At 66.4% G+C, this 11,795-nt stretch carries 9 protein-coding genes; 7 read left to right on the forward strand and 2 right to left on the reverse strand.

Going from position 1 to position 11,795, the window contains the following annotated elements:
• The first annotated feature begins 21 nt into the window (after nt 1–21).
• From gshA to gshB, 4 genes are all read left to right on the forward strand, one after another.
• Complete coding sequence (gshA, locus tag AC1Q5W_RS15825; RefSeq protein ID WP_492644316.1) at nt 22–1,317, forward strand: glutamate--cysteine ligase; 1,296 nt, start codon at nt 22–24, stop codon at nt 1,315–1,317.
• A gap of 163 nt (nt 1,318–1,480) precedes the next feature.
• Complete coding sequence (locus AC1Q5W_RS15830) at nt 1,481–3,349, forward strand: potassium transporter Kup (RefSeq protein ID WP_492644315.1); 1,869 nt, start codon at nt 1,481–1,483, stop codon at nt 3,347–3,349.
• 62 nt (nt 3,350–3,411) lie between these two features.
• Nucleotides 3,412–4,635, forward strand: a complete 1,224-nt coding sequence (locus AC1Q5W_RS15835; protein WP_492644314.1) for a benzoate/H(+) symporter BenE family transporter — start codon at nt 3,412–3,414, stop codon at nt 4,633–4,635.
• Nucleotides 4,636–4,707: 72 nt separating this feature from the next.
• Nucleotides 4,708–5,685: a glutathione synthase gene (gshB, locus tag AC1Q5W_RS15840; protein ID WP_492644313.1), complete on the forward strand. Its 978-nt coding sequence runs from the start codon at nt 4,708–4,710 to the stop codon at nt 5,683–5,685.
• On the opposite strand, the gene AC1Q5W_RS15845 is transcribed toward gshB, so the two are convergent.
• Complete coding sequence (locus AC1Q5W_RS15845) at nt 5,651–6,433, reverse strand: class II glutamine amidotransferase (protein ID WP_492644312.1); 783 nt, start codon at nt 6,431–6,433, stop codon at nt 5,651–5,653. The genes gshB and AC1Q5W_RS15845 overlap by 35 nt on opposite strands.
• Before the next feature lie 79 nt (nt 6,434–6,512).
• On the opposite strand from AC1Q5W_RS15845, the gene AC1Q5W_RS15850 reads away from it, so the two are divergent.
• Nucleotides 6,513–9,149 carry an AAA family ATPase gene (locus tag AC1Q5W_RS15850; RefSeq protein ID WP_492644311.1) on the forward strand — a complete coding sequence of 879 codons (2,637 nt, stop codon included), beginning with the start codon at nt 6,513–6,515 and terminating at the stop codon, nt 9,147–9,149.
• Nucleotides 9,150–9,158: 9 nt separating this feature from the next.
• On the opposite strand, the gene AC1Q5W_RS15855 is transcribed toward AC1Q5W_RS15850, so the two are convergent.
• A complete protein-coding gene (locus tag AC1Q5W_RS15855) occupies nt 9,159–9,350 on the reverse strand; it encodes a 4-oxalocrotonate tautomerase (RefSeq protein ID WP_492644310.1) in 192 nt (63 codons plus the stop codon).
• 107 nt (nt 9,351–9,457) lie between these two features.
• Here AC1Q5W_RS15855 and AC1Q5W_RS15860 point away from each other — a divergent pair, with 107 nt between their 5' ends.
• Together AC1Q5W_RS15860 and AC1Q5W_RS15865 are read left to right on the forward strand one after the other, a co-directional pair.
• On the forward strand, nt 9,458–10,960 hold the full coding sequence (locus tag AC1Q5W_RS15860) for an ArnT family glycosyltransferase (protein WP_492704252.1): 1,503 nt from the start codon (nt 9,458–9,460) through the stop codon (nt 10,958–10,960).
• A complete protein-coding gene (locus AC1Q5W_RS15865; RefSeq protein ID WP_492644308.1) occupies nt 10,960–11,793 on the forward strand; it encodes a phosphatase PAP2 family protein in 834 nt (277 codons plus the stop codon). The genes AC1Q5W_RS15860 and AC1Q5W_RS15865 overlap by 1 nt, the downstream gene beginning before the upstream one ends.
• Nucleotides 11,794–11,795 lie beyond the last annotated feature (2 nt).

Here is an 11,795-nt window from a genome sequence, read left to right on the forward strand (position 1 = left end):
TGCATCTACCGAGAGGGCCGTATGGTTCCACATTTCGTCACTGCCCTGACCAGTCCCATCAACGAGTTGGAGCAACGCATTCTGGACTCGATGCCGGCCATCGAGCGCTGGTTTCGCCTGGAGTGGATGGAGCACACCCCACCGTTCTACAGCTCGGTGGACGTGCGCAACGCCGGCTTCAAGCTGGCGCCGGTGGACACCAACCTGTTCCCCGACGGCTGGAACATCCTGACTCCCGCCATGCTGCCCCTGGCGGTGCAGGCGGCCATGGCGGCCATTGAAAAAATCTGCCCCGAGGCGCGCAACCTGCTGATCGTGCCGGAGAACCACACCCGCAACACCTTCTACCTGAGCAACCTGGCCCAGCTGCGCCGCATCTTCCACATGGCGGGCCTGCACGTGCGCATCGGCTCCATCAGCCCCGACCTGAAGAAGAGCGTCACCCTGAACCTGCCCGACGGTGAAAGCATCACCCTGGAGCCGGTGGTGCGCAACAAGGGCCGCATCGGCGTCAAGGACTTCGATCCCTGCACCATCCTGCTCAACAACGACCTGAGCGCCGGCGTGCCCGGCATCCTGGAAGACCTGCACCAGCAGTACCTGCTGCCCCCGCTGCACGCGGGCTGGTCCACCCGGCGCAAGAGCACGCATTTCAAGTGCTATGAAGAGGTGTCCAAGCGCTTTGGCAAGCTCATTGGCGTGGACCACTGGCTCATCAACCCGCTGTTCGATCACTGCAGCGGGGTCGATTTTTCCAGCGAGGCCGGTGTGCAGGACCTGGCCAGCCGGGTCGACACGCTGCTGGGCAAGATCCGCAAGAAGCACAAGGAATACGGCATCAAGGAAAAACCGTTCGTGGTGGTCAAGGCCGACAACAGCAACCACGACATGGGTGTGCTGACGGTGCGCGACGCCCGGGAACTCGACGCCCTGCGCCAGCAGGTTTCGGGCAAGGTGGGCGCCGCCAAGGACGGCACCCGGGTGTACGACGTCATCCTCCAGGAAGGGGTGCTGACCAACGAACGCGTCAATGACGCCATGGCCGAGCCGGTGGTCTACATGATGGACCGCTACGTGGTGGGCGGCTTCTACCGGGTGCACGCCGGGCGCAAGGCCGACGAGAACCTCAACGCTCCAGGCTCCAGCTTTGTCCCATTGGCTTTTGCCGAGAGTACGCACTTACCTCAGCCGGGGGTCCGACCCGGTGCCAGCGCACCCAACCGGTTCTATATGTACGGCGTGATCGGCCGGCTGGCCATGCTGGCGGCGACCTACGAGCTGGAAGCCACCGACCCCGAGGCCGAGCACTACGCCTAGCGTGTCGCGCGGGTTTGGGGAAGGGGTGGAGTTGTTGCGCTGCAACATGCCCCAGGATTCGCGGGGAAACGTCAGTTCCGCACTTGCCAGGCAGGCCGGCTAGCGCAAAATAGCGATCCCAAATGAAATGGAACCCGTTGCCGAATCGCGGCAGGGTGAACTTGTGTCTGCATCCAAATCGTCTCTCACGGCGCTGACCTTGGGCGCTATTGGCGTCGTGTACGGCGATATCGGCACCAGCGTCCTCTACGCCGTCAAGGAAATCTTCGGCAGCGGCCACGTCCCTTTCACGCCGGACAACGTGTACGGCATCCTGTCCATTCTCTTCTGGACGCTGACGGTCATCGTCTCCATCAAGTACGTGACGCTGGTGCTGCGGGCCGACAACGCGGGCGAAGGCGGCCTGGTGGCCATGATGGCCCTGGCTTCCCAGGCCGTGAAGGACCGCCCCGAACTGCGCCGCGTGCTGCTGGCGGTGGGCGTGTTTGGCACCTGCCTGTTTTACGGCGACGGCGTCATCACCCCGGCCATTTCTGTCCTGAGTGCCATGGAAGGTCTGGAAGTGGTGTCGCCACGCTTTGCCAAATACGTGGTGCCGCTGACGCTGGTCGTCATGGTGCTGCTGTTTGCGGTGCAGAAGAACGGCACGGCGGGCATCGGCAAGTTCTTTGGTCCGATCACCCTGGTGTGGTTTGCGTCCATCGCCACCCTGGGCGTGGTGCACATTGCCGACAACCCGGTCATCCTGAAGGCGCTCAACCCGTACTACGCGCTGGCGTTCATGTGGAACAACCCCGGCATCACCTTCATCCTGCTGGGGGCCGTGGTGCTGTGCGTGACGGGGGCCGAAGCGCTGTACGCCGACCTCGGCCACTTTGGCAAGCAGCCCATCCGGGTGGCGTGGTTCGGCGTGGTCATGCCCGCCCTGACCCTGAACTACTTTGGGCAGGGGGCCCTGCTGCTGCAGAACCCGGCGGCCGTCAAGAACCCGTTCTACATGATGGCGCCTGACTGGGCGTTGCTGCCGCTGGTGGTGCTGGCCACCATGGCGGCGGTCATTGCGTCGCAGGCGCTCATCACCGGCGCGTTCAGCGTCACCAAGCAGGTCATCCAGCTGGGTTACCTGCCGCGCCTGAAGGTGCTGCACACCAGCGTGCAGGATACCGGTCAGATCTACATCCCCTTCGTCAACTGGGGCCTGTTCGTGGCCATTTCGCTGGCGGTGGTGATGTTCAAGTCGTCGAGCAACCTGGCGGCGGCGTATGGCATTGCGGTCTGCACCGACATGCTGATCACCACGGTGCTGACCTTCTATGTCATCCGCTACGCCTGGAAGTACCCGCTGGTGCTGTGTTTTGCCGCCACCGGGGTCTTCTTCGTGGTCGACTTCGCCTTCTTCGCCTCCAATCTGCTCAAGCTGTTCGATGGCGGCTGGTTCCCGCTGGCCATTGGCGGCGCCGTCTTCTCCCTGATGGTGACCTGGAAGGACGGTCGCCAGCTGCTCAACTCCAAGCTTCGCGACGATGCGCTGGACCTGCAGAGTTTCCTGGAAGCCGTCTTCGTGAGCCCGCCGGTGCGCGTCGAGGGCACGGCCGTGTTCCTGACGGCCGAAGAAGGGACCGTGCCCAATGCCCTGCTGCACAACCTCAAGCACAACAAGGTGCTGCACCTCAACAACCTGTTCGTCACGGTGCGCAACCACGAAGTGCCGTGGATTGGTCTGGACAAGCGCCTGCAGATCGAATCCCTGGGCCACGACTGCTGGCAGGTGATGATCCACTACGGCTTCAAGAACGACCCCGACGTGCCCAAGGCCCTGCAGCAACTCAAGGGGCGCGGCTGCGAGCTCGATGCCATGACCACCAGCTACTTCCTGTCGCGCGACTCGGTGGTACCCACCATCGGCAGCGGCATGGCGCCGTGGCGTGAAAAGCTGTTTGCCCAGATGCACCACAACGCCAGCGGCGCAGCCGATTTCCTGAACCTGCCCAACAATTCGGTGGTGGAGCTGGGCTCCAAGATCGAGATCTGAGCCAGCAGGGGTTCTGGCGGGCCGGTGCGCGGCGTGCGCCGGCCGGTGTCACAATGGCCCGCATGCAGTTTTTCAAAGACCTCAGCCTGTCCGCGTTCACCGCCGGCTTCGTGGCGGTGCTGGTGGGTTTCACCAGCTCGGTGGCCATCGTGTTCCAGGCTGCGCAGGCCTTCCATGCCACGCCGGAGATGATTGCGTCGTGGATGTGGGCGCTGGGGCTGGGCATGGGCTTGTGCACCCTGGTTCCGTCGCTGTGGCTCAGGAAGCCCGTCATGGTGGCCTGGAGCACGCCCGGCGCGGCGGTGCTGGCCAGTGCCGGTGCACTGGGCGGATTTTCCATGTCCGAAGCGGTGGGGGCCTTCATCGTCTGCGCCGTCCTGATCACCCTGGCCGGCTGGACGGGCTGGTTTGAGCGGGTGATGAACCGCATTCCGCTGGCGTTGGCCTCGGCCCTGCTCGCCGGCGTGCTGACGCGGTTCGGCCTCTCGGGTTTCGCGGCGGCGCAGACCGCCTTGCCGCTGGTGCTGACCATGTTGCTGGCCTACCTGGTGGGGCGGCGCTGGCTGCCGCGCTACGCGGTGCCACTGACCCTGCTGGTTGCTATTGTTTTCGTAGCTTTCAACGCAGGTTTTTCGGGCTCTGGCATCGTTTTTGGCCTGGCAAAACCGGTCTTCGTCAGCCCCCACTTCACGCTGGCGGCGCTGGTCAGTCTGGCCTTGCCGCTGTTCATCGTCACCATGGCGTCGCAAAACCTGCCCGGCGTGGCGGCCATCCAGTCGGCCGGCTATGGCGACCGGCGCGCCCAGGGCGGCGACGCGGGCATTCCCGTTTCCAAGGTCATCACGCTGACCGGGCTGGCCACCGCGGTGCTGGCGCCGTTCGGGGGCTATGCGCTGAACCTGAGCGCCATCACCGCGTCCATCTGCATGGGGCCGGACGTGCACGCCAACCCGGCCCGGCGCTACACCGCAGCGGTGTCCTGCGGCGCCCTGTATGTGGTAATCGGCCTCTTCGGAGCCGCCATCACCGGGGTGCTGACGGCCTTTCCCAAGGAGCTGGTGGCCGCCATCGCCGGGCTTGCGCTGCTGGGTACCATTGGCGGCGCCCTGACGGCAGCCCTGCAGCACGAGCCGCACCGGGAGGCCGCCCTCATCACCTTTCTGGTAACGCTTAGCGGCGTGGTCGTGGCCGGCGTGGGCTCGGCTTTCTGGGGCGTGGTGGCCGGTGCGCTGGCGCTGCTGGTGCAGCATGTCGGGCGCCGCACGCTGCTGCGTTCGTCCGACTAGACTGCCCGGGCGGCCTGTATTGCCGGTTTCCGCTCCCGGATTTTTCTTTCACTTACTTTGCTGGTGCCTCCCATGGACATACTTTTTGTTGCCGACCCGCTGGAATCGTTCAAGACCTACAAGGACACCACCTTCGCCATGATGCGCGAGGCGCACCGGCGCGGGCACCGCGTCAGCGCCTGCGAGCCGCAGGACCTGATGTGGCAGCGCGGCGCCGACGTGGTGGCCCATGTGCGCGACATCGTGCTGACCGGCCAGACGCCGGAGTGGTTCACGCAGCGCGGTACGCGCTCGGTGGCGCTGAAGAACTTTGACGCGGTTCTCATGCGCAAGGACCCGCCGTTTGACAGCGAGTACTTCTACGCCACCCACCTGCTGGAGCAGGCCGAGCGGGACGGCGCCCGGGTGTTCAACAAGCCCGCTGCGCTGCGCGACCACCCGGAGAAACTCGCCATCATGGAGTTTCCCCAGTTCATCGGCCCCACTCTGGTTACGCGTGACGCGGCGGACATCAAGCGCTTCCACGCCGAGCATGGCGACATCATCCTCAAGCCGCTGGATGGCATGGGGGGCATGGGCATCTTCCGCGTCGGCCCCGACGGACTGAACCTGGGGTCGATTACCGAAACGCTGAACCGCCACGGCGCGCAGAGCCTGATGGTGCAGAAGTTCCTGCCCGCCATCGTGGACGGCGACAAGCGCGTGCTGGTCATCGGCGGCCAGCCGGTGCCGTACTGCCTGGCGCGCATTCCACAGGGGGGCGAAGTGCGAGGCAATCTGGCCGCGGGTGGCAAGGGGGTGGCCCAGCCGCTCAGCGCGGCCGACCGCGCCATTGCCGAAGCGCTGGGGCCGGTGCTGGCGGCACGGGGCCTGCTGCTGGTGGGGCTGGACGTGATCGGCGACAGCCTGACCGAAATCAACGTCACCAGCCCGACCTGCTTCCAGGAAATCACCGACCAGACCGGCTTCGACGTGGCGGCGATGTTCGTGGACGCGCTGGAAGCGGCCGTGGCGTTCAGGCCAGCGGGCAGCCGTCCACAAACACCGTGAGTTCGCCGGGGGCCATGGCCACCCACTGCTCGTTGGTGGTCAGCGGCTCGGTCACCACGATGGCCAGGCGGTCTTCGGGGCCGTTGAGGTCGGCCAGGTTCACGCTCACGTCCTCGTCCTTGAGCTGAACCTGGGTGAACGGGTGCTGGCGCAGCACGTAGTGCAGCTTGGTGCTGGCATGGGCCCACAAGGCCTGGCCGTTGCTCAGTAAAAAGTTGAAAGTGCCATGTTTGGCGATGCGGGGCACCAGTTCGCGCAGGGTGTGGGTCAGCTCCTCTACGCTGGGGACACCGGCGTGGGACTTGTTGAGCTCCTGCAGCAGCCAGCAAAACGCCAACTCGCTGTCGGTATCGCCCACGGGCTTGAAGGCGCCATGCAGGGCGGGGCTGAAGTCCTTCAGGTCACCGTTGTGGGCAAACACCCAGTAGCGCCCCCACAACTCGCGCACAAAGGGGTGGCAATTTTCCAGCGCCACGGAGCCGACCGTGGCCTTGCGCACGTGCGCCACCACGTTGTGGCTTTTGATGGGGTAGCTGCGCAGCATTTTCGCAATGGGCGAGGTGGCCGCGCTTTCCTTGTCCACGAAATGGCGCACCGCCTTGCCGGGGCGGGGGCCATCGCTTTCGAAAAAGGCAATGCCCCAGCCGTCGGCGTGGTGGTCGGTGCAGCCCCCCCGCTGCGAAAAACCGGTGAAGCTCAGCGTCAGGCTGGCCGGCAGGAGGCTGTTCATTCCAAGCAATTGGCACATGGAGAAACAGTTTACCCTGTGCGCGATAGGGTTATGCTTGCAGTTTGCAACCGGGCGCCGTTGCCTACACTCTTGCGCCATGACATCTATATCCTACAAGGCCATACCCGTGCCCGAACTGCGCCGGCTCGCCGAAGGCAGTGCGCGGGTCCAGCCGGATATCGAGGCCCAGTTCACGCTGGGGCAGCGCTATGCGCGGGGGATAGGGGTGGAGAAGAATGATGCGGAAGCCGCCGACTGGTTTCTCCGCGCGGCGGATCACGGCCATACGGTGGCCCAGCGCTACCGCGCGTACGCCCATCTGCATGGCCGGGGTGTGCCCAAGAACGAGGCAGAAGGCATACGGCGGCTGCGCATGGCGGCCGAATGGGGCGACGCGCCTTCGCAGCGCCAGATGGGCTACCACTACGCCACCGGCGCCGGCGTGCCGCTGGACGCCCAGGAGGGCGTGTACTGGTTCCGGCAGGCAGCGCAGCAGGGAGACTTCCTGGCCCAGTACAACCTGGCCTTTGCCTACGCCAATGGCCGTGGCGTGGACACGGACCCACAGGAAGCCCTGCGGTGGTACCGGGCGGCGGCGGATCAGGGCATGCCCGAAGCCCAGTGTGCGTTGGGCGTCATCTACGAACACGGCGTGGGGGTTGCGGTGGACTATGTCCAGAGCGCGCACTGGAACCGGCTGGCGGCCGACCGGGATTACGCCGAGGCCTGCAACAACCTGGGCTGGTTGTACGAGAACGGCCTGGGTGTGGCGAAGGACCTGGAGCAGGCCCGGCACTGGTATGGGCTGGCCGCGCGGCAGGAGCTCTCCGAGGCCCGGCTGCGTCTGGCCCGTCTGCAGGAGCGGCGTTCCAGCGAGTCCGTGCCGGGGCCTGAATTCACGGAGCGGCGTGTGGGCTGGCAACCGGTGGCCGAACACCCCCTGCGCGGTGACCAGTCCATTGCCGACTACCTCGCCGCCGCCTTCAGCGGCTTTGTCGGACTGGACGTCGTGCGCCAGGAAGTCTTTCGCCAGGCCAGCTACATCCATGTGCAGAAGCTGCGCGCGCAGCAGGGTTTGCGCGTGCCCAACTGGCCCTCACGCCATCTGGTGTTCCTGGGCAACCCCGGCACCGGCAAGACCACCATTGCCCGCATCATTGCCGGGCTGTACCAGCGCCTGGGCATCCTCAAGACCGACAAGGTGGTCGAGACCGATCGCTCCGGGTTGGTGGCGCCGTACATCGGGCAGACCGCGCTCAAGACCAAGGCCATCGTGGAGTCCGCCCTGGGCGGTGTGCTGTTCATTGACGAGGCCTACGCGCTGGCCCGTTCCGGCCCGCAGGATTTCGGCAAGGAGGCGATTGAAACACTGCTGAAGATGATGGAAGACCACCGGGACGACCTGGTGGTGATCGTGGCCGGCTACACCGCTGAAATGGATGATTTCATCCACGCCAATCCGGGACTCGCCTCGCGCTTCAACCGCTACATCCACTTTCCGGACTACACACCGGCGGAGCTGCTGAAGATCTTCCTGAGCTTCTGCAACGGGCACTCCTACGTTCTGAGTCCCTCCACGCACCAGGGGCTGCAGGCCATCTTCGGGCGCGAAATCCAGGTTCAGCGCGAGCACTTTGCCAACGCGCGCTACGTGCGCAACCTGTTCGAGAAAGTGATCGAAGCCCAGGCGCAGCGCGTCTATGCGCTGGCCAATGCCTCGAAAGTGGATCTGCAGGCCATCCTCCCCGCCGATGTGGAAAGCGCGCTGGGCGAACCCTTGCCGGCCGACGACGGCATGTCTGCCAGCTACGACAATGTGGTCCGCAAGCTCAACGCCCTGGTGGGGCTGGCGCGGGTGAAGAAACAGGTGCAGCGCCTGTTTGCCTACGTGCGCCTGCAGCACATGCGCGCAAAGACCGGGCGCAAGGTGCCCTCCGGCTTTTCGCAGCATCTGGTGTTCACCGGCAATCCGGGGACCGGCAAGACGGCGGTGGCACGCATTGTCGCCGACCTGTATTTCGGTTTGGGCATCCTCCCGTCCAACCACATCGTGGAGGTGGACCGCTCGGGGCTGGTGGCCGGCTACGTGGGGCAGTCGGCGATCAAGACGCGCGAGGTCATCGAATCGGCCCTAGGCGGCGTGCTGTTCATCGACGAAGCCTATGCGTTGGCGCACGGCTCCGGTGAGAACGATTTCGGCGGGGAGGTGATCGACACCCTGCTCAAGGCCATGGAAGACTACCGCGACCAGCTGGTCGTGATTGTGGCGGGCTATTCGGAGCCCATGCAGGCGTTCATCAGCAGCAACCCGGGGCTGCGTTCGCGCTTCAACCACTACATTGCATTTGACGACTACCGACCCGACGAACTGCTGGGCATCTTCGAGTCCTTCTGCCGTGAATCGGAATACGAGCTGGCGGCGCCGGCGCGTGCTCTGTTGCAGGACGCACTGGTCCAGTGGTACCAGGCAGGTCAGACCACGGCCAATGGCCGCCTGGTGCGCAACCTGTTCGAGCGCTGCATCGAGGTGCAGTCGGAACGGGTTTCCCACGTGGACGACGTGGCGGATTCCGACCTCAATGCCCTGACACGCGACGACGTGGCCGGTGCGCTGAAGGAAATCCTGGTGGAACTGAACCGCCAGCAGTGGGTGCCGCAGGTCGACGCCCCGCAACCCCTTTTGGAACAGGCGCTGGCCGCGCAGCAGCGCAGCACCGACGCCTCCGGCGTCTGACGCAGCGGGTCAGCTGCGCGGTTCGGACCAGAGCTTGCCGCCCGTGGCCCAGTTCTGGCGGGGCACATCCACGATCAGCACGTCCACTGCGTCGGGCGAGCCGCCCAGCACTTCGACGGTGACGCGGGTGATCTCTTCCACCAGTTTCTTTTTCTGTTCCAGGGTGCGACCCTCAAGCATTTCGATATGGTAGGTTGGCATGGCATTCCTTTGGGCTGGGTGGCCGACGGGGAAATTACCAGTCGGACGCATTTTGCTGAACCCCGCAGTTTAGACTGCGGGGTTTCCATCTGCCATTGACCAGCCCCTTGCGCGTATCGACTTTCTTCACTGCTGTGCCCCGCAGCGTCCGGCTCGTCCTGGCGCTGGTGTGCGGGGTGCATTTCGCCCTGGGCGCGCTCGTGGGCCTGTCGGTGGACGAGGCCCACTACGCGCTGTATGCCGCGCACCCGGCGCTGAGCTATTTTGACCACCCGCCGCTGGTGGGCTGGGTGCAGTGGCCCCTGGTCGCCCTGAACACGCCCACAGCGGTGTTGCGGCTGGTGCCCGAGCTGCTCTGGCTGGGCACGGCGCTGCTGGTGTTCGGGCTGGCCGAGCGCCTGCACGGCGCGCAGCCGCGCGGCCAGGCGGGCCTGTGGGCCGTGCTGGCGTGGGCGCTGGCGCCCCTGCCGCACGTGCTGGGCATCGGCCTGCTGCCCGACACCCTGCTCATGTTCTGGACCGCCGCCCTGATGGCGGCGACCCTGCACCTGATGGACGCCTCGGCCGTGCAGCGCCCCGGCCCCTGGCTGGCGTTGGGCGTGTTGCTGGGGCTGGCCGGCCTGAGCAAATACACCGCCATCCTGGCGGCGCTGGCGGTGGCGGCGTGCCTGCTGGTGGCGCACGGTGCCCGCCTGCTGGGCAACCGCTGGCTGTGGGTCGCGGTGCTCGTGGCCCTGGTGCTGGTGGCGCCGGTGGCGGTGTGGAACTACCAGAACCACTGGATATCTTTTACCTACCAGGCCCAGCATGGCGCTGGCGGTGGCTGGCAGGCCGGGCACGTGCTGCGCTTCCTGCTGATCCAGGTGCTGGCCTATGGCCCCCTGCTGCTGTGGGGCTGGGCCGGGGTGCGGCACGACCGTACCGGACCGCCGCGCAGCCTGCGCCTGTTCTTTGCCGTGCCCTTTGCCCTGCTGGCGTACCTGGCCGGTGGCGGTACCAGCCTGCCGCACTGGACGGCGCCGGCCTGGGTGGCGCTGGCGCCATTTGCCGGGGTGGCACTGGCGCGCATGTGGCACCAGGGGCGCCGCACGCCCATCGTGGTGCTGGCGGTGCTGCAGGGCCTGGCCAGCGCCGCATTGCTGGGCTTGATGCTGACCGCGGGCGCGCCCTTCATCAGCGGAGCGCAAGGCCAGGGCAACGCCCAGGCGCCGTCCAATCCGTTTGCCGACCTGCATGGCTGGGACGCTGCCGGCCAGCGTGCCCGCACCCTGGCCGCGCAGCACGGCCTGGCGAGCGTGAGCGTGCAGAACTGGACCCTGGCCAGCCGCCTGGGCTGGTACGCCCGTCCCCTGCCGGTGCATGTGCTGGAAAACCGCTTTGACCAGTTCACCCTGTGGGCGGGCGACCTGCCCGTGGGCGACGACACGCTGCTGGTGGACTGGTCGCAACTGGCGTATGCAGTGCCGCAGGGCGCGCACGGTTTTGCCGACTGCACGCTGCTGGAGCAGCAGCCGGTGCAGCGTCTGGGCGCTACCATTGCCACCTTCCGGTTCTATGCCTGCCACCGCTGGTCGGGCGATCCGCAACCCCGGCTGGCTGACAGCCCCTGATGTCCATGCTTTCTTCCACTTCTCCGTCCCTGGCCGAAGGTGCCGCCAGCACCCGTGTGGCCCGCGAGGCCTGGCTGATTCCTCCGGGGCTGTTCGTGTTGACGGCGCCGCTGTGGCTGCACTGGTACGAGCCGGCCCTGTTCGTTGCCATCAACACCCTGTGTGCGCCCGTGGCGGCTTCGGTATGGGCGAGCCTGTCCCTGCTGGGCAATGGCTGGGGGGTGCTGGGCATCACGGCGCCGCTGCTGGTGCTGGCGCCGCGCCTGATGTGGGCCTGGCTGTGCGCGGCACCGTTTGCGATGCTGTTCGCGCGCCTGGGCAAGGGGCTGATCGAGAGCCCGCGCCCGGCTGCCGTGGTGGACAACGCGCAGATGCGGGTGGTGGGCGAGTTGCTGCACAACGTGTCCATGCCCTCCGGCCACACGCTCACCGCGTTTGCGGTGGCGTCGGCCCTGTATTTCGCCCTGCCGGCGGCGCGGCGGGCCCGGCACGGGTGGCTGTTTGTGCTGGCGGCGGGGACCGGCTTGTCCCGCATTGCCGTGGGCGCGCACTGGGCGGGTGACGTGGCGGTGGGCGCCAGCCTGGGCATTCTGGCCGGCCTGCTGGGGCATGTGCTGTGGCAGCGCATGGGCCCGGCACACCTGCAGCCCACGGCGTGGAGCTTGCGCCTGGTGGCCGCATTGCTGGTGGCGGCGGCCTACAACCTGGTGAGCGAGGGGCTGGATTTTGCCGAGGCCCTGCCGGCGCAATACGCCCTGGCCGGCGTGATCGCGGTGTCGCTGCTGGGCTTTGCCCGGCAGAACTGGGTGGCCCGCGCGGCCGCCCGGGCCTAGGG

The organism is Rhodoferax sp. MLSD5-FHT05B10 (assembly GCF_058793415.1).